Origin of the sequence: Marinomonas sp. S3726 (assembly GCF_000967665.1) — a bacterium.
GTDB lineage: Bacteria > Pseudomonadota > Gammaproteobacteria > Pseudomonadales > Marinomonadaceae > Marinomonas.
Window position 1 is genome coordinate 710,259 of record NZ_JXYC01000004.1, and the last position, 19,407, is coordinate 729,665.

The window sequence follows — 19,407 nt, forward strand, 5'->3', positions numbered from 1 at the left end:
TGGCCTTCAAGAAAAAGTTCAAAAGCCTGAGCTCTTTTGAATCCCTCTCTTGAAAGGTTTCCAATATTCTTTGCTCTAGGGTTGGCCCACAGCAATTAAGGCTTCTATGAGGCGTTTAAGTTGTGGGCTGACTTTCTTTTTTTTCTCTTCATCCAGTTGATAAATACCCTCTTTGAAAAGTGCATCATCTAGATAGGTTGCTTGAGATAGTTCCAATTGAATTGCGTGAATCCCTTGTTCTGGCTGACCAAAGGAGCGAGTAATATAGCCTCCTTTAAAGCGACCATTAGCGACATGGCTATAGTCTGTTTCAGCAATGATCTCATCTAACTGAGTCAAAAGCCTTGCATCGCAAGCGGCACCATCATTATTACCAAAGTTAAAGTCAGGCAAGGTGCCTTCAAATAGCATGGGCACTTGTGCTGCGATACTGTGTGCATCAAACAAAATAGCATAACCAAACTTGGCTTTTATGCGTTCAAGCTCTTTAGCAATTTTACCGTGATAGGCTTGCCAGATATCCTCTTTGATTTGCGCCTTTAAACTATCTGAGTGGTTTTTACCTTGTAAAAAGACGGGTTCGTCAGCAAATAAAATATCAGGAAAAAGGCCTGTTGTTTTAGTGCTGTATAAAGGTTTGTCATCCACTGGACGGTTTAGGTCCACCACATAGCGTGAGTAGTTTGCACTGATCACAGTGACATCTAATTCGGCCAGAAAGTCGTAAAGCTCAGGGATATACCAGTCAGTATCAGGTAAAGGTTTAGCTGCTTCGCTTAAGGTCTCTTGCATATGATCTAACAGGGCAAGGCCAGAGTGAGGCATGCTCACCAAGATAGGGCTTTCGCCTTGATGAAAGTTAAAGGGGTTAGCAATCTTAGACATTAGCAAGGGCTCCAGATTTAATGCGAGATTTCATCAGGTTACCACCTAACCAATAACTTAGCTCCCCCGGACTTTCCACATCCCAGCAAACAAAGTCAGCCAGTTTGCCCACAGCCAGTTCGCCATGACTTTCTGCTAAACCAAGCGCATTAGCCGCATGTATGGTTGTGCCGGCTAGGGCTTCTTCTGGCGTGAGGCCAAACAGGGTGCAGGACATATTCATCATAAGACGTAAAGACAGGGCTGGAGAGGTACCTGGGTTTGCATCTGTGGCGATTGCCATAGGAACTTTGTAGCGGCGCAATAAATCGATAGGTGGCTTTTGTGTTTCTTTGAGGGTGAAATAAGCGCCGGGTAAAATCACAGCGACTGTGCCTGATTCTGCCATGGCGGCCACATCATCTTCAGTAATAAACTCTAGATGATCCGCAGATAATGCCTGATAACGCGCTGCCAATGTGGTGCCACCTAGGGAAGAGAGTTGCTCCGCATGGAGTTTTACTGGCAAGCCTAACGCTTGAGCAACTTTGAAGTATTTCTCAACCTGAGCTGGACTAAAGCCTATGCCTTCACAAAATGCATCAACCGCATCGGCTATGCCTAATTCTGCGATTTTAGGCAGGACCTCTGAGCATAAGTGCTCTATGTAATCATCACTGCGGCCTTTATATTCTGGTGGTAACGCATGGGCCGCTAGACAGGTGGTTTTGATATCAACGGGGAAGGCTTCTGCAAGTTCTTTAGCGACTTCCAGCATCTTCACTTCATGTTCTAGGGAAAGGCCATAACCTGACTTAATTTCTAGGCTAGTGACACCATCTTTTAATAGGGAAATAAGACGGCGTTTGCCACTTTCAAATAATTCTTGGTGGCTTTCTTCTCGGGTAGATTTTACCGAAGAGGCGATACCACCACCTTGGGCTGCGATTTCTTGGTAGCTGACACCGTTTAGTCTTTGCTCGAATTCATTAGCGCGATTACCGCCAAAGACAAGATGGGTATGACAGTCTATGAGGCCGGGTGTGACCCAACCACCACCGAGATCATGGCTCTCATCACTGCTGTAATCTGTGAGGTCGGCATGCTTTCCTATCCAAGCTATGTGTTCACCGACGACGCCAATCGCAGCGTCTTCTATGTTGTGATACTGGCCTTGATGCATGGTGGTAAGGTGAAAACCATGCCAAAGAGAATCGAATTTGAATGCCTGAGTCATGACAACCCCTTGTTGTTATTGTTAGGCCTAATGTTGAGGCCTGTTATAAAAAGATAGGCCAGTACTTTAAAAGTCTGGCCTATTTTTTTGCTAGCTGGGCTGGGTATTACTTTGCCCTAATGACACTGTTTATGCATAGCCTAGGCATTTGCAGGTGTCGGGCCACAGCTTGGTAGTAGGCCTGCTGGCATCAAGCTATTGTGTACCGCTTCTGCTAGTAGGTCATTGGCTTTTTCAATGTCAGCCGCAAAGTATCTGTCTTTATCATAAAAAGGCACACGGGCTCTTAGCTCGGCTTTCGCCTGCTCAAGTAATTCAGTGGACTTAAGCGGTGCACGGAAGTCTAGGCCTTGTGCTGCAGACAGAATTTCAACGGCCAAGATACCACGGGTATTTTCTGACATATCTTTTAGGCGACGTGCCGCAAAGGTTGCCATAGAAACATGGTCTTCTTGGTTAGCGGATGTCGGCAAACTATCTACAGAACCTGGATGAGCAAAGGTTTTGTTTTCACTGGCAAGCGCTGCTGCGGTGACTTGGGCAATCATAAAGCCAGAGTTAACACCGCCATTATCAACAAGGAAAGGGGGGAGCTTACTCAAGCTGCTGTCGATCAGAAGTGCCATACGACGTTCTGACAAACTGCCGATTTCAGAAATTGCTAGGGCTAGGTTATCCGCTGCAAATGCCACAGGTTCTGCGTGGAAGTTACCACCAGAAATGATGTCGCCTTCAGCTGCAAAGACTAATGGGTTATCGGATACTGAGTTAGCTTCAACCAAAAGTGTGTTTGCTGAATTACGGATCTGGTCTAGGCAGGCTCCCATTACTTGTGGCTGGCAACGAAGTGAATAAGGGTCTTGTACTTTCTCACAACCAACATGAGACTCGCCCAAATCACTGCGATCAGTCAGTAAATGACGATAAGCCGCAGCAGCATCAATTTGTGTTTGGTGGCCACGTACTTGATGGATTCTATCGTCGAATGGACGACGGCTACCTAGGGCCGCTTCAACAGACAGGGAACCACACACAATGGCAGACGCGTATAGGTCTTCTGCATGGAACAAACCTTCTAATGCAAAGGCTGTCGATGCTTGAGTACCATTAAGCAATGCTAGACCTTCTTTTGGTGCCAAGGTAATTGGCTCTAGACCTGCAATAGCAAGGGCAGCTTGGCCTGACAAGACTTCACCTTTATAGCGAGCTTGGCCTTCACCTAATAATACTGCGCTCATATGAGCCAAAGGCGCTAAGTCACCCGATGCGCCCACAGAACCTTTTTGTGGAATGCATGGATAAACTTCTTTGTTGATCAGGGTGATAAGGGCTTCAATCACAGATAAACGAATACCAGAGAAACCACGCGCTAGGCTATTCACCTTAAGCGCCATGATCATTTTAACCGTCGCATCGTCCATTAGCTCGCCAATGCCAGCGGCATGGGATAGGACAATACTGCGTTGTAGTTCTTCTAAGTCCTCGGCGGCAATACGGGTATTGGCCAATAGACCAAATCCAGTGTTGATACCATAAACAGTGCGGTCTTCAGCGATTACATCATTTACAACCTGAGTGCTGGCGTGAATGTCTGCAACAGCGCTTTGGTCAAGGGTAATCTTGACGTGGCGACGGCTGATCTGGCGTAGGTCTGCCAGGGTGATCTTTCCTGGAATTAGGGTAAATTCAAACATGAATTTGCTTCTCCGCAAGGTTTATTATTTTGTTTTATTTGTTTGTGTTGCTTCAACCATAGGTAGGTTCAAGCCTTGTTCTTTGGCGCAGTTGATGGCGATATCGTAGCCTGCATCTGCGTGGCGCATAACACCTGTACCCGGATCATTGGTGAGTACACGAGCAATACGTTCTGCTGCATCATCACTACCGTCCGCCACGATTACCATGCCTGAGTGTTGTGAGAAGCCCATGCCTACGCCACCACCATGGTGTAAAGAAACCCAAGTTGCACCAGATGCTGTGTTTAATAGAGCATTCAATAGTGGCCAATCAGATACGGCATCTGAACCATCCTGCATGGCTTCAGTTTCACGGTTAGGGCTGGCAACTGAGCCAGAATCTAGGTGATCACGACCGATAACAACCGGTGCTGATAATTCACCAGAGCGTACCATTTCATTAAAGGCTAGCCCGAGTTTTGCTCTTTGACCAAGACCTACCCAACAAATACGTGCTGGTAAGCCTTGGAACTGAATACGCTCGCGGGCCATGTCTAACCAGTTATGAAGATGAGCATCATCAGCAATTAATTCTTTTACCTTAGCATCTGTCTTATAGATGTCTTCTGGGTTACCAGACAGTGCTGCCCAACGGAAAGGACCAACACCACGACAGAAAAGAGGGCGAATATAAGCAGGAACAAAACCAGGGAAATCAAAGGCATTATCTACCCCTTCTTCCAAAGCCATTTGGCGGATGTTGTTACCATAGTCAAAAGTAGGAATGCCCATTTCTTGGAAAGCAAGCATGGCTTTAACGTGTTCAGCCATAGAGACTTTCGCCGCTTTTACGGTTGCTTCTGGTGCGCTAACCGCTTGTTCACGGTAAGTTTCCCAGTTCATGTTTTGTGGCAGGTAACCGTTTAGTGGGTCATGGGCTGAGGTTTGGTCTGTCACCATGTCAGGGCGAACACCACGACGAACAAGTTCAGGCAGTACATCAGCCGCATTGGCACATAAACCAATAGAGCGAGCTTCGCCTAAGTCTGTGTATTTTTTGATGCGAGCAAGTGCGTCGTCTAGATCTGTTGCTTGCTCATCTAGGTAACGAGTGTTTAGACGGAAGTCGATACGGCTTTGTTGGCATTCGATATTAAGAGAGCAAGCGCCTGCTAGGGTTGCGGCCAATGGCTGAGCGCCACCCATGCCACCAAGACCTGCGGTCAGAACCCAACGGCCTGCAAGTTCGCCATTGTAGTGTTGACGACCCGCTTCAACAAACGTCTCGTAAGTCCCTTGGACTATGCCTTGGCTACCAATATAGATCCAAGAGCCAGCTGTCATTTGGCCATACATAGCCAAACCTTTGGCATCTAGCTCGTTGAAATGCTCCCAGTTTGCCCAGTGTGGTACTAGGTTTGAGTTTGCAATTAGCACTCTAGGGGCATTTTTATGTGTTTGGAAAACACCGACAGGCTTACCTGACTGTACAAGTAAGGTTTGATCTTCTTCTAGATCGGTAAGTGACTCAACAATTTTGTCATAGCACTCCCAGTTGCGAGCTGCACGGCCAATGCCGCCGTAAACAACCAGTTCTTCTGGGTTTTCAGCAACCTCAGGATCTAGGTTGTTCATTAGCATGCGCATAGGCGCTTCAGTTAGCCAAGATTTAGCGGTTAGTTCTGTTCCTGTTGCTGCTTTAACAGTGCCAGCACGAAAGCGATTTTGTTCAGTCATTGTTATCTCACCTACATACATGTCTATACAAGTTGTTATAAACAATAAGAGCAAAGCCTAGAGAGCGCAATACCTTCTCTTAAAAAAAAGCGAAAAAAAAGCAAGACTGAATAATCTTGCTTGTCTTTTGTTGCTTAATATAAGGGATTCAAATGTCTGATTAGTAAGAGAAATTTAATCGCTTAAAATACGCTTAGCGACCAAAATGACCGAATAATTGGAAACGGGAGCCAGGAGATAAAAGCCTGGCTGTGGTGACAAGTTTATCTTTTGACCAAGTGCGACGCTTAATTTGCAAGCAAGGTTCACTGGCATTGATACCTAATAACTCACACTCAGATGGGGTTGCTATGACAGCTTCAACTAGGTGCTCACCTTCTGTCATTGGGGCTACTTTCATTAGGTAGTCGTAAGCCGTATTCAGTTGGAAGTCTTGTTTATCATAGTCTGGCGCTAAACTGGCGTTAACGACCCTTTCTTCTATCTGGATAGGAAGTTCATTCTCAAAGTGCAAAATAGTGGCGCGAAAAATACTGTGATTAGTGCGTACACCTAGGTTCATTGCCTCTTCCATATTGGCTTTTGCGCGTGTTATTTCAATGAGTTGCGCCTTATGTGTGTGCCCACGGGCAGCGATTTCATCGGCAATGTTATGCACTTCAAATAGTGCTGAATGAGCCTTTTTTTGTGCCACAAAGGTGCCGACACCTTGTTGCCTTACCAGTATGCCTTCGTCCGTGAGTTCACGCAGGGCACGGTTCACTGTCATGCGGCTAACACTCAGCGCTTTTACCATTTCTGATTCAGAGGGAACCCTTTGGTCAGCCTGCCATTCGCCGCTATTAATCTTTTGGCAGATAGCCTGCTTAACTCTGGCATAAATAGGTGCGGGCGAATCTTCGATTGTCTTAGATAAGCTGTCCATCATGCTGGTGGCGGTATCGACCATGTTTAAACCTTAGTAATTGCGTAAAAGCTGTGCGAATGAATATGTTAGCTTGAATTATACCCAGATATTTAAAAACTGGTATAGGGTAAAATTATACTTGTATAGACAAGTTTGTTTCCGCTACACTGAAAACTACTCATAAATTGATGCTGGAGACCCTGATGACACGCCAAGTCTACTTTGCCGAACAGGCTTTATTTCCCCAAGGTTGGAAAACAAATGTCCGAATTGAAGTAGAAAATGGTCTGATTCATAGTCTAAGTAGTGATGCGAGCCCAGAAGGTGCGACTCTGCTTTCTGGCCCCACTTTACCTAGCCTAGCAAACCTTCATTCCCATGCTTTTCAGCGCGCTATGGCGGGTATGGCAGAAGTGAGCTTGAACCCCAATGACAGTTTTTGGAGCTGGCGTGACCTTATGTATAAGATGGTACATAAACTCACCCCTGATGATGTACGCATTATTGCGACTCAACTTTATATTGATATGTTGAAAGCAGGTTACACCCAGGTGGCAGAGTTTAATTATCTGCACCATGACCCAAAAGGGCAGACCTATCATCAGCTAAATGAAATGGGGTTACAGCTAGCTCAGGCGGGTGATCAAGCAGGGCTTGGTGTCACCCTATTACCAGTACTTTATAGTCATTCTGGTTTTGGTGGCCAAGCGCCAAATGAAGGTCAAGCGCGTTTTATTAATAGTACAGAGCAGTATTTGGCTTTACATCAAGCAAGCCAAGACTCTCTAGCTGGCCATAAATTGCATAAGATGGGGGTTTGCTTTCATTCTCTTCGTGCCGTGACTCAAGGGCAAATTCAAGAGGTGATGGCCGAATTGGGTCAAGCTTCTAATAAGACAATGCCTATCCATATTCATATTGCTGAGCAGCAAAAAGAAGTACGAGACAGTGTTGCTTTTAGTGGTCAACGCCCTGTGCAGTGGCTTGCTAATGAGATAGGTTTGGATGAGCGTTGGTGTTTAGTTCATGCGACTCATCTTGATCAAAATGAAGTCACAGCCATCGCAAAATCAGGCGCGGTAGCTGGCTTATGCCCAACAACAGAAGCGAATTTAGGTGATGGTATTTTCCCTGGGGTGGACTATATCGCTCAAGGTGGACGTTGGGGTATAGGTTCAGATAGCCATGTTAGCCTCTCTTTAGTAGAAGAGCTGAGAACATTGGAATATAGCCAACGCTTTAGAGACGAGCAGCGTAATCGACTTTATAAAGAGGGTGAGCACCATGTGGGGGATTACCTGTTTCAGGCGGCTAGACAAGGGGGTAATCAAGCTTGTCAGGTAAATTTAGGGCTAGAAATAGGCAATAGAGCCGACTTTATGGTGTTGGATAATCGCCATCCTTTTATCGCAGCAAGTAAGAATGAAGACCTGCTTAATCGCTGGTTATTCGCCACTAATGAGAACCTGATTCGCCATGTGTATGTGGCAGGTAATCAGGTCATCAATGATTTTAAACATCAGGCTGAAGCCCAATCAAACCTTGAATTTACCGCCTTGTTAAAACGACTTTTTAACTAAATAGGCGTTAAATAGGAACTCATTTATGTCTCAAGAAACATTGATTACTCAGGCGCAATTTCACCGTATGCCTTGGAAAAATGGCAAGGGTGAAACTTTAGAGCTGCTTAAGCTTGAAGATGAGAAAGGCGTGAAATTTCGTATTAGTCAGGCGGCTGTCTCTGACTCGGGTGTATTTTCGGACTTCTCAGGCTTAGAGCGTCATCTAGTTTTGATAGCTGGGAAGGGAATGCGTTTAGAGCATCAATCAGAGCAAGGCCATGTGACCCATGATGATTTATTGCACGATTTGGATATAGCGACTTTTTATGGTGGTGATATGACTACCTCAGAGTTGCTCGATGGGCCTATTGAAGACTTAAACATCATGGTGCGACGCTCTGATACCAAAGCACTTGTTCAGGCTTTATATGCCCCATGTGATGCTTTGAGTAAGCCTAGCCAACAAACTTATTTTTATGCGAATCAGGTATCGAATATTTCAGTCGATCAAGGGGTGAAAGATTTGATTATGCCTAAGGATAGCTTCTTGATTATGGATAAGAACACGCGTTACCACTTGCGCAAAGGCGAAGGTGTGCTGATCGAAATTAGCGATCTTTGATATTCCTTGCTGATGGCTATTGTGATTAGACTATTGCGATTAAAGCATTGCGATGAGGGAAAGATAAATAGAAAGCCCATTAAGGGCCTTCTATTTAGAGAAAAGATACAAATATCAGTAAGAGTAATCTAGGTTTTCAGACACCGCTTGAATCGCTTTTTCCTGTAACCAACTGGGATGATTAATAAAAGCGGCTAACGCTTCTTCGGTGAGCGGCTTACTGAATAAGTAACCTTGGCAAAGATCACAGCCCATGTTTTTAAGCACCTGCGCTTGTTCTGCTGTTTCTACCCCTTCCGCCACAGATCTCACATTTAAGACCTTGGACATTTGTAGAATTAGGCGTGCGATTTCCACATCATTGTTATTCTCTGGCATATCTTGCACAAAGGATTTATCAATTTTTAACGTGCTGACAGGTAAGGTTTTTAGTGATGATAAAGAAGACTGTCCTGTGCCAAAATCATCAATTGAAATAGACACGCCAAACTCTTTGAGCTGGGTTAACTGCTTAAGTCCGTCTTTTGATAAGTTCATGATGGCACTTTCCGTAACCTCAATTTCAATCCATTGGGGCTTACATTTAGTTTGTTGCAGAATCTCTTTGACTGTCTCAAACATGTTTTGACGTGCGATTTGAATACGCGAGACATTGACCGCAATTCTTTGTATCTGACAACTTCTTTGCTGCCATTGCACCATGGTGCGACAGGCCGTTTCTAATACCCAGTTACCTATGTTGAGAATGCCGCCAGTTTCTTCTGCGATAGGAATGAACTTGTCTGGTGAAACCTGCCCAAGCTTAGGTGTGTGCCAACGTAGAAGGGCTTCTACCTTCACAAACTTCTGTTGTCTAAAATCATAGATTGGCTGGTAAGCCAAGGTCATTTCTTTATATTCGAGAGCCTTAGCTAGGTGACTCTCAATTGTCAGTCTTTCTTGTGCTTGTATTGTCAAAGCACTGGCATAAAACTTATGCATAGCACGGCCCGCTTCTTTGGCGCTGTATAGGGCGGTGTCTGCATGCTGGAATAATAGCTCTGAGCTGGTGCCATCTTGTGGATAAAGGCTGACACCAATGCTGGCGCAGGTCATGATTTCTTTGCCATCTAGATAAACCATTTCTTGGATCTTTTGATTGAGCAGATCTAGTCTGGCCCCTAGGGCTTCCAAGCCATCACTTGGGTCTAGGATTAAGATAAATTCATCGCCACCAATTCGAGCGACAACTTCATTTTCTTCTAGTTGGTTATACATACGCCTAGCAATAACCCTTAGTAGCTTGTCGCCAAACATATGACCTAAGGTGTCGTTGATATTCTTGAATCTATCCAGATCTAAAAAGGCAACGGCGAGCTGTTTTTCTTGTTTGCGAGCATGACTTATCATGCCGGATAACTTTTGCGTTAAGAAGGTTCTGTTTGGCAAACCAGTTAAAGAGTCATGATGAGCAAGATGTTGGAGCTTATTCTGTGAGCGTTTTAGTTTGCTGATGTCAGAGAAAGAGGCAACAAAGTGACTGATTTGCCCCATTTCGTCTAATACGCTGGTCGCTATGACCCAGCCAGGCTGAGATTGCTGAGTTAAGGTGATGTATTCCATTTCACCTTGCCACTTACCAACATTCTTCAAGTCGATGCTCATATTGCGATAGGCTTTATAGGAAGAGTTTGCTAGCACTTTACGAAAGCTGCTGCCTATCAGTTGTTCTGCACTAAAGCCTGTCATGCTAATGAGTGCTGGGTTAACCGTTAAAATCCGGCCTCGTTTGCTAACAATGACCATGCCTTCAGAGGACTGTTTAAAAAAGGTCGCTAATAGCCTGTTTTCTTCCTGTTGCTTATAGGATTGAGAAATATCCCTAGCAATGCTGATAATGCCAGTGAGTACGCCTTTATTATTGTAAAAAGGGGTTTTGATAATATCTAAAATGGCGCTGTCACCTTGTTCTAGCGCTATGTATTCGGTGCAGCGTAATTCCTTACCTGTCTGTACTACCTTGCTATCCATAGGGTGGAACAAGGAGATAATCTTGTTTTCAAATAGGTCATGGTCTGTATGGCCGATTAACTTACTCTTTGAAAGTTGGACGAAGTTCTCAAATGCTGAGTTGGAAACCTGGTAACGATAGTCTTTATCTTTATAAACAATATGATCTGGGATGGTATTGATGATGCCAGCTAGTAGGGCTTTTTCCTGTAGTAAATCGGCTTCTGCTTGAGCTCGTCGACGCACCTGTAAAGTAAGATAGGTGACGGCACCAATGAGGCAAATCACAATAATGCTGATAAGTAAGATAATGACCCAAAGATTATTAAGTACAGATTTTGTTGGGTTGGTAAAGCTAGTGTCGGCAGGTAATTTTGATAGTTCAATCTGGTGTTTATCGAGCTGTTTTAAATCAAATTCGTTGCTATTGGGGCTGGTATAAATAATAGGGAGTAAGGACAGGCTGTTACCCTTTAAGATGGCTTTTGCATAATCGGCAGCAGCCTGGGCATGTTTGGCCGGATTAATCATATGGCCACCTAATACTCCCTTACCAAGTCCATGGGACCAAAAGGTAATAATGGGTGAATCACTGTTATCAATAATGCTATTTAAGCCCTGAAAATAGCTCTTTCTCTCGCCATTCTTATCAACAAAGACTGAGACTAAAACGATGGGTTCGTTTTCAGGTAATAAGGCGAGGCTTTGTTCGAATTGTTTCCAGTTTAGATCTTCAAGTGATATCAGGTTTAAATGCTTTTCAAGGTTAAGTGAGTTAGCTGCTCTTATGAGTTGCTTTGTATTGGCTCGACTACTGGTCGAAGCATCGTTAATCAGGTGTATGGTATTGCTATCAGGGAATAAACCTTGAGCATAAAGTAGGTTTTCTTTAAATGAAGGCGCTTCGTAAAAGCCCGTAAAGAAGGTGTGATCTTTTGCCCAATTGAGCTTGCTAACATCATTTACTCCCATAAAAACAACAGGAATATCTTGATATAGGCTGGTGTGGTTCTTTCTCACAAAGTCTAAGGCATTGTCATCGACACTAATGATAAGGTCGATTTTTTCATTTGAGAGCGCTTGTTTTTTAGATAAGAAGTCTCCCATTAAAGCCTGATAATCGTGAGACCAATTGTTCTTACTGTTTAAATATTCGTAGCTGAGATTATGCTGGCTTAAAGATTGGCTAAAGGCTTTAGTAATACTGGGATACGAAGGGAAATCTGTAGAGTAAGATAAAATAATGAGAATATTTTTAGCTTGGGTATTCGCATGGGTAGAAAAGCTTAAGAGTAATATTAGGCAAACCGTAAAATATTTAAAATATCTACTTATTAGATGCAAAATGAAATTCTCTTAGTTAATGTGTCGCCAAATACTAGGAGGAGTGAGCTATTTACCTTCCTAAACATAAGTTGAAATGCTTTAAATTAGAGGCCTTGAGCCTTTAATTAACCAACAAAGATACTGTATTTTGCGAGTTTAGGCAAAAATCATATACATTCAATTACTATAAATTAACCTAAAGTTACATAGTCTGTGATTTAGGTCTGACTTTCTCTAAATAGTGGTGAAAATGCATGCTATTTCGTTCACGTCTTGTTACAAAACTGGAGAACAATGGGAGGCTTGAATTAAACGCTTTTTTGCCGGTTTTTACGGATGTGATGGGGCGGGGATATAGAGTTAACTGAGTTATATTCAATAAAAAGCCCACGAGAAAAATTTCAAGTGGGCTTAATTTTTATCTTAATTGTCATACTTAGTTAGTGGTTAGATTTAAACTCACTAACAAGTTTCTCAAGATCTGTTGCCAATACGGTTAGCTGCTCTGCTGTCTCTTCAACATTCTCAGATAGGCCTTTAGCATTGGTCGCACCGTCATGAATATCAATGATATTACGGTTGATCTCTTCACCTACAAGGTGTTGTTCTTCTGCCGATGCTGCAATCTGAGTTGTCATATCGCGTATGGTAACGACAGATTCCATGATGGCTTCAAACACAGTGTTGGTTTTTTGAGTCGATTCAACGGTTTGAGACGCGTGATTAATACTGGCAGAAAGTTTGCCTGCTACATTTTCTGTTTGGCCTCGAAGACGACTTAATAAACGATCAATCTCTTCGGTTGATTCTGCTGTACGACCCGCTAAGGTTCTTACTTCATCGGCTACTACCGCAAAACCACGACCTTGTTCACCGGCGCGCGCTGCCTCAATGGCGGCGTTAAGAGCAAGTAAGTTAGTCTGCTCTGCAATGCCACGAATAGTATCCAAAATAGTGGTAATGTTTTGCGACTCTTCAGAGAGTACTGTCATCGCAGAGTTAGATTCGTTCAAAGCGGTTTCTAAGTGACCCACTGAATCTACAGTTTTCTGGATAAGCTGATTACCTTCTTGAACATGCTTTTGGCTAGTATCCGCAGCTGCTGCAGCTTGAGTACAGTTAGTTGCAACTTCGTTTGCGGTAGCTACCATCTCGTTAAAGGCGGTCGATACCATATCTGTTGCACTTACTTGATGTGTCACCACATCATGCAATTGAGTTGAAAGGTCACGAGATTGTTGTGCAATATCTTTAACCCCTTGGCTTGAGTTCTTAATCTTGCCAACCAAGATGCTGATGGACTCAACAAAGCGGTTAAAGGCATTAGCCATGTGGCCAGACTCATCCTGAGATTCAATATCAAGACGACGGGTAAGATCCCCTTCACCAGAAGCAATATCTTCTAAGCCATTAGTAATGATGGCCATAGGTTTAGCAACAACGGCAACAATGGCATAACCAATTAGGGTAAAGATAATCGCCATCACGATGGCAATCATAATAATGTATTGGGTTAGGCTGTTGGCACTTGCATACACTTCGCTTGCTGGTACCAGACCAATAAACTTCCAGCCTAAAGCAGGTGACTCATATTTATTGGCAAACCAAGTTTCGCCTTCAAACTCAACATGAGAAAGGCCGTATGCATTGTCAGCAAGGGTTTTATGGGAAGCGCTAACTTCAGTCAGCTCTTTAAAGTTGTTCTCTGGATTTGAAGGGTCAGCAAGTACCTTACCTGTGTCTTCAATCAGCATGACATAGCCTTCTTGACCAAACTTAACGGACTTGACCATGTCAGTTAGTTTGCCAAGAGTTACGTCCACACCAATAGCACCAAAAGCACCGTTTTTGCCTTCGAATCTAACTAGGTAGTCCTGTAAAGGCGTATTAGTTTGAAGGTCTGCATAAGCTGGTACGCGAACGGGTATAGTTGAATTAACAGATTCTGTATACCAAGGTCTGACTCTAGGGTCGTAGTCGTTACTGTTATTGCCTTTTGGCCATTGGATATAACCACCATGGTCCATGCCTAAATAAACATAAGCAAGATCAGGATGAGATTCACCAAACTCTTTCATCATTTGATAAGCGGCTTGTTCCACCTCTGAGTTTTGATCTGGTGTCATCATCTTAGATGGTTTACCCATATAAGTAGCCACACTGGTATCAAGGTTACGTATGGTTTCACTGTTAGCGAGATAGCTGGCGTCTTCTGCTAGGCCATTAAGGTATAAGCTAAACGCTTTATCAATATGAGCAATTTCGGCTTGGCTATTGTTTTGAAAGCTTTCAAGTGCATTATCTCTGACATTATTAATTACAAGCGCAGAAATAATGGTAACAGGTAATAAAACACTGGCAATGAGGGCAATTAAAAATCGCGTTTTAATAGTCATTGGGTCTCCAGGGACAGGTGAAAATGTAATTGTTTTTTAATGGGTAATTTCAAAGTGACTATATTAGTTAACCATTGCAAAACAAATCTTAATTAAGTAACTAATTGTTTTTTAGTTACAGGTTTTAGTAACAAAAAAATATGCCAGAAACTCTGTTATTGATTGATTTCATTGGCTTAGTGCGAGATTCAGTTTCTTTGCTGAAAAATGCACCAAAATGTAACAATATTCTCTGTGTTATAAAGAATAATAGTCCAACTTAGCTTAAATTTTTCTTAAACTTGTAAGCTAATGTATTTTCTTCAAATATAAAAAAAGGTTAGGTCTAATTAAAGAGCCTAACCTTTTTTGAGATCTATACTATATTAGCTTGGTAAGAATTCTTTACCCCAACCTAAACCTGCAATTTTGCGTTCCAACATAGATTCAATTTCGTCTGCCTTATAACCTAAATCAGTCAATACTTCTCTGGTTGAATGACCAAAAGCCTCAGTCGGTGTTGCCGCCAAGATTTTTGACTCAGTCGGACGGATTGAGTACTGATCAATTTGAGTGATGCAATGACCACTTGGGTGATCTGGGTAGATAGAAAAAGCAAAGCTTCCTTTATCTGTTCCTACTTTATTGTCTGCTACGCGGCTATTGTCTTCTCTTAAGTTTTCGATCGCCATAGGCTCAGCAGCGGCAATGTCTGCTTTGATGAAAACATCGACCCAGTAAGAGGTTGGTGCTTTTACTAGGCTTTGTTTGATGAAGTCAGCTTTATCTTGGCTTTGGATAATGCCTTCTAGTCCTTCAATTTGGTTAAGCCTCTCTATTTCACCTTGGTTTGAATCAAGGAAAATCCAGCCATCACTGGTTTGGTAGAAATGAGATAAAGCATTGTTACCGAGTGCTTCACGACCTGATGGCTCATCAAATTCACCACGACCTTCATAATCAAAAGCAAATGGAATTTGTGCCAAGTTAGTCACAGCAGAAAGAGATGTTCTTGAGCGACTGACTTTACCTGTTCTTTGTTTATGGAAAAGAGAAACAGCCATACCTAGCGCAGCAGCAAAACCACAGTTTACATCCAGTGTACCTAGATGAGCGTGTTCTTCCGGTGTTTCAGGGCGACCGAAGCGACTCATAATGCCACTGTTTGCTTGAATGATGTCATCATAGCCAATGTAATTCTTTTTGCTTCCTGTGCGTGGAGCACCAAAACAATCAAGACGGCAGAAAAGAACGTCTGGATTAATAGCTAGCAGAGTGTCTTGGTCTAAACCTAGCGGTATCATTTGGCGTTCAGGTGCGTTAATTACCACCATATCGACATTTTTAACTAACTGTTCGAAGATGTTTCTGCCTTCATCCGTTGTGATATCAACTAAAGCACTTTGTTTACCAACCCCTGTTTGGAAGGTGAAAAGTGTACCGATTAATGGATCATACAAAGGAGTAACTGGGTCAAGTTTGGTGATAGTGGCACCAAAACGTGCTAAGAAAGCTGTAGAGTGCGGGCCTGCGATGACGTTAGTTAAATCCAGAATACGCAGGTCTTTTAGCCAGCCTTCACCTGTTGCTGCTTGAATGTCTTGCCCTTGTGGACGAGTTGATTCGTGTTCTTGTGCGCACTGTGTTAGTTCTGCAAGTGCGTCTGTATAAGAGACGTCTTTTCTTGGTCTTGGTGTCAGCATGGCTTCGGCTTCGTTTTCTAACCAAGCAATAGGGCCTGGTTGTTTCATGGTGCCGAACTCTGGATCATTTACTTCAACAATAAGACCGGATTCGTTTGAGTATTCGCTGTTTACCCACTCTTTTGTGGTGCGGTGTGGTGCGCCAGGGATCTGCCCTTCACCAAAGATAACACCCCATTCGTCAGAGGTTTTCTGCAAGAAGGCTTTTTTCATCTTCTCAGAAATAATATCTGCCCATTTTTTAGGAAGTGGATAGACCCCAATAGAGGTTTCGCCTTCCCATTCTGCTAATGGCATATGCAGATCTTTAACGTCAGGTAGGCCTTCAGCCATTAACTCGTCATAGATTCCTAATGCTTGTAGTGCACGTTTGGCGTGATTGCGGTGAGACGGGCAAACACAGTAGAACATACGGCCATCAGCACAGACGTAAGTACGGTAGAAAGGGTCTAAATATTCTTGTAGATCTTCATAGCTAAGATCCATTTCGATGTTGTTTTCTTTACGGTGCTCTATCTCTAATTCACGCATAGTTTTGTAGCGTTCTGGTAGCTGGTCTATCACGTAAGAATTGTAAGATAGACCTTCCATCAGCGCGGCTGCCACTGGTACTTCGATTTGATCACCACGGCCCGTTTTTTCACGTTCAAAAAGTGCGAGTACAACAGAGCTTGCAGCAAGGGATGTTGCGTAAGAAGAGCCTAGTGGTAAAGGTGAAAAGCTTGGGTTAACCCCCATAAGAACACGGTTGAAGCCCATATCTGTGTAGGCACCTGAGGTTGCAGCAACCACGGCTTCAGTGGCTTTCCAGTCACGACGTAGTTCGTCATTGCTGGCAAAACCTGGAATAGAAAGGGTAATTAAATCTGGTCTTTGTTGACGTAGTGCGGCGAAGTCTACACCTAGCTTTTTCATAACGTCAGGGCGGAAACTTTCAATCACTACATCAACGTTAGCAATCAAATTTAGTGCTTGCTCAAGGCCTTCTTCTGTTTTGAGGTCTAGGCGTAAGCAAGACTTGTTACGATTTAAAATGGCGTTAGCTGGATGTTGCCAGCTAGGTCCTTGTGGTGGATCGATGCGAACGACAGTCGCACCTAAATCCGCTAATACCATGGCGACAGCAGGCCCAGCAATTTGTTGTCCGAAGTCAGCAACTCGAACACCCGCCAAAGGCAATTGATTATTTTTGTTCATATCAACTTTTCCTAATTAACCTAGTTCCAGCACGTCCAAGTTCGTGTGTTGGGGCTGGAATCATTTGTTTTTGTTATACCGGTGATGCCGGTCGTATTTAGGTTTTACGATGCCAATTGCAGAGATGGGCGTGCCCAGAGCATCGTTGAAGGGCATGTTAGGAGTGAATTAATTAGCGAACCAGCAATAAAAAAATGACCTGAGATATCATTTTTTTTATGGCTAGGTGAATTTTTCTACTAATAGAGGGCGTAAGTTACTGATTAAAAATCGAGCCATAAATTTTTTGGGGTCTTAGCATGTTTTTTTATTGCTTCTCAGTTTAGTGAGGATTCATAACAATGACTTCCGAATCAATTTACAGCATGACTTCACTGTCGAAAAAGCCGCTTAGGTTTAGGTGAGGGAGTTGTCTTAAAAGATCACAATAAGAACAAGAAGTGAGAATTGAATTATGAATAATAAGAGTAAAACCAATCTCATCCTATCCCAGTCATATTGGGAGCTGATGATGGATATCAGGTTAACGCAGGGACTCGCTCGCAAAAATGGGGGTCAAACCCTATGAATACTAAATCATATGTATTACCTAAGGCTGGATTGTTTGCGGGTGCTCACCCAATAATTGCAGTCGGCTCAGCTATTCTTGTAATGGCATTTGTACTTTTCACCGTTATAGATCCTGAAAATGCGAGCTCAATCTACTCTGCCGCTAAGGGTTTTATTGCTTCTGAACTTGCTTGGTACTATATCGGTCTGATTAGTTTCTTCTTATTCTTTGCGGTATGGCTGACTTTCAGCCGATATGGGGATATCCGCCTAGGTAAGGATACAGACAGACCTGAGTTTACTAATTTTGCTTGGTTCTCCATGTTATTTGGTGCTGGTATTGGTATCGGTATTCTATTCTGGAGTATCGCTGAGCCTATTTACCATTTCCAAAGCAACCCACTTATTAATGAAGCGCAGCAACAAACGGTTGAAGCGGCACAAGTGGCAATGCGTATCTCTATTTTCCACTGGGGATTACATGGTTGGGGCTTGTTTGCTGTTATCGGTTTGATCTTAGCTTACTTCTCTTATCGTAAAGGTTTACCGCTTTCTATTCGTTCAAGCTTGTACCCAATTTTTGGTGATCGTATCTATGGTCCGATTGGTCACGCGGCGGATTTACTTGCCGTTTTCGGTACAGTATTTGGTATTGCAACGTCTCTAGGTCTAGGTGCGCAGCAGATGAATGCTGGCCTTTCTTATCTAGTGGGCATTGATATCTCAACGTCGAATCAAATCATCCTGATTGCTGTGCTTTCTATTATTGCTACTGCATCTGTTTTGACAGGTTTGAATAAAGGGATTCGTATTTTAAGCGAACTGAACATGCACCTTACTATCTTGGTGCTTGTGTTATTTATCATCTTTGGCCCTACCGCCTATGTACTGGGTGCTTTCTTTACTAATGTGGGTGATTACCTTTTCCACGCGGTTGAACTAGGTTTATGGGTAGATCCTGATCCAGAAGGTCAATGGCAAGGTTGGTGGACTATCTTCTATTGGGGATGGTGGATTGCTTGGGCGCCTTTCTGTGGTGTCTTCATCGCACGTATCTCTAAAGGTCGTACTATTCGTGAATTCGTACTAGGTGTTTTGGTTGCACCAACTGCACTGGCTGCATTTTGGATCACCATCTTTGGTAATACCGCTATGTTCATCGAGTTGTTTGGCGCAGGTGGTATCACAGAAGCGGTAAACGCAGATACAACTATGGCTCTATTTACCACCATTGAAGCAATGGATGCGGGCAGCTTTATTACGCTGGCGATTTCGGGCATTTGTACTCTGATGTTGATTACCTATTTTGTCACATCTGCTGACTCTGCCACCTTGGTAATTTGTACTCTGATCTCTATGGGTGATGAGCAACCACCAGCTAAATATCGTGTCTTCTGGGGCTTTGCTATTGGTGCTGTTGCAGCGGTTCTACTTTATGCCGGTGGTTTAAAAGCTTTGCAAACTGCCTCTATTGTGGCGGCATTGCCTTTCTCCTTTATCGTGATTTTGGCCACTTACGGCTTGATAAAGTCATTGAGAGCAGAAGCACTTCCAGGCAAAGAACTGAAATATACACCTCGTGCTAAAAGCGCTGAATAACGACGCTTAGCTAGGTTGAGCTAGCCTGACCCTGATGAAGGCAAAGGCTAGCGAATAAAGAAAT

11 protein-coding genes are annotated in these 19,407 nt (G+C 43.4%); 3 read left to right on the forward strand and 8 right to left on the reverse strand.

What is annotated here, in order from left to right:
* Window positions 1–75: 75 nt before the first annotated feature.
* The 5 genes from hutG to hutC form a co-directional block, all read right to left on the reverse strand.
* Complete coding sequence (gene hutG, locus TW85_RS04415) at window positions 76–885, reverse strand: N-formylglutamate deformylase (RefSeq protein ID WP_046015823.1); 810 nt, start codon at window positions 883–885, stop codon at window positions 76–78.
* Window positions 878–2,101, reverse strand: a complete 1,224-nt coding sequence (hutI, locus tag TW85_RS04420; RefSeq protein WP_046015824.1) for an imidazolonepropionase — start codon at window positions 2,099–2,101, stop codon at window positions 878–880. The genes hutG and hutI overlap by 8 nt, the downstream gene beginning before the upstream one ends.
* Before the next feature lie 140 nt (window positions 2,102–2,241).
* Window positions 2,242–3,795 carry a histidine ammonia-lyase gene (hutH, locus tag TW85_RS04425; RefSeq protein ID WP_046015825.1) on the reverse strand — a complete coding sequence of 518 codons (1,554 nt, stop codon included), beginning with the start codon at window positions 3,793–3,795 and terminating at the stop codon, window positions 2,242–2,244.
* A 24-nt stretch (window positions 3,796–3,819) separates the two neighbouring features.
* Window positions 3,820–5,514, reverse strand: coding sequence for a urocanate hydratase (gene hutU, locus TW85_RS04430; protein WP_046015826.1), 1,695 nt, complete (start codon window positions 5,512–5,514; stop codon window positions 3,820–3,822).
* 193 nt (window positions 5,515–5,707) lie between these two features.
* The gene (hutC, locus tag TW85_RS04435) at window positions 5,708–6,463 is read right to left on the reverse strand and encodes a histidine utilization repressor (protein ID WP_046015827.1); all 756 of its coding nucleotides are present in this window, start codon (window positions 6,461–6,463) and stop codon (window positions 5,708–5,710) included.
* Between the two features lie 161 nt (window positions 6,464–6,624).
* On the opposite strand from hutC, the gene TW85_RS04440 reads away from it, so the two are divergent.
* A complete protein-coding gene (locus tag TW85_RS04440) occupies window positions 6,625–8,001 on the forward strand; it encodes a formimidoylglutamate deiminase (RefSeq protein ID WP_046015828.1) in 1,377 nt (458 codons plus the stop codon).
* A gap of 25 nt (window positions 8,002–8,026) precedes the next feature.
* On the forward strand, window positions 8,027–8,605 hold the full coding sequence (locus TW85_RS25315; RefSeq protein WP_052701844.1) for a HutD family protein: 579 nt from the start codon (window positions 8,027–8,029) through the stop codon (window positions 8,603–8,605).
* Window positions 8,606–8,719: 114 nt separating this feature from the next.
* On the opposite strand, the gene TW85_RS04450 is transcribed toward TW85_RS25315, so the two are convergent.
* The 3 genes from TW85_RS04450 to TW85_RS04460 form a co-directional block, all read right to left on the reverse strand.
* Window positions 8,720–11,938 carry an EAL domain-containing protein gene (locus tag TW85_RS04450; protein WP_157196883.1) on the reverse strand — a complete coding sequence of 1,073 codons (3,219 nt, stop codon included), beginning with the start codon at window positions 11,936–11,938 and terminating at the stop codon, window positions 8,720–8,722.
* Window positions 11,939–12,360: 422 nt separating this feature from the next.
* Complete coding sequence (locus TW85_RS04455) at window positions 12,361–14,316, reverse strand: methyl-accepting chemotaxis protein (RefSeq protein WP_046015829.1); 1,956 nt, start codon at window positions 14,314–14,316, stop codon at window positions 12,361–12,363.
* A gap of 365 nt (window positions 14,317–14,681) precedes the next feature.
* Window positions 14,682–17,195 carry a CoA transferase gene (locus TW85_RS04460; protein ID WP_046015830.1) on the reverse strand — a complete coding sequence of 838 codons (2,514 nt, stop codon included), beginning with the start codon at window positions 17,193–17,195 and terminating at the stop codon, window positions 14,682–14,684.
* Window positions 17,196–17,759: 564 nt separating this feature from the next.
* Between TW85_RS04460 and TW85_RS04465 the strand changes: the two genes are divergently transcribed.
* Window positions 17,760–19,343 (forward strand): BCCT family transporter, encoded by a 1,584-nt coding sequence (locus tag TW85_RS04465; protein ID WP_046015831.1) that lies wholly within the window; start codon window positions 17,760–17,762, stop codon window positions 19,341–19,343.
* Window positions 19,344–19,407 lie beyond the last annotated feature (64 nt).

Excerpts from the sequence above, each read along its gene's own strand:
- hutG (WP_046015823.1), bottom strand. The coding sequence starts at position 885 with ATGTCTAAGATTGCTAACCCCTTTAACTTTCATCAAGGCGAAAGCCCT.
- hutI (WP_046015824.1), bottom strand. The coding sequence starts at position 2,101 with ATGACTCAGGCATTCAAATTCGATTCTCTTTGGCATGGTTTTCACCTT.
- hutH (WP_046015825.1), bottom strand. The coding sequence starts at position 3,795 with ATGTTTGAATTTACCCTAATTCCAGGAAAGATCACCCTGGCAGACCTA.
- hutU (WP_046015826.1), bottom strand. The coding sequence starts at position 5,514 with ATGACTGAACAAAATCGCTTTCGTGCTGGCACTGTTAAAGCAGCAACA.
- hutC (WP_046015827.1), bottom strand. The coding sequence starts at position 6,463 with ATGGTCGATACCGCCACCAGCATGATGGACAGCTTATCTAAGACAATC.
- TW85_RS04440 (WP_046015828.1), top strand. The coding sequence starts at position 6,625 with ATGACACGCCAAGTCTACTTTGCCGAACAGGCTTTATTTCCCCAAGGT.
- TW85_RS25315 (WP_052701844.1), top strand. The coding sequence starts at position 8,027 with ATGTCTCAAGAAACATTGATTACTCAGGCGCAATTTCACCGTATGCCT.
- TW85_RS04455 (WP_046015829.1), bottom strand. The coding sequence starts at position 14,316 with ATGACTATTAAAACGCGATTTTTAATTGCCCTCATTGCCAGTGTTTTA.
- TW85_RS04460 (WP_046015830.1), bottom strand. The coding sequence starts at position 17,195 with ATGAACAAAAATAATCAATTGCCTTTGGCGGGTGTTCGAGTTGCTGAC.
- TW85_RS04465 (WP_046015831.1), top strand. The coding sequence starts at position 17,760 with ATGAATACTAAATCATATGTATTACCTAAGGCTGGATTGTTTGCGGGT.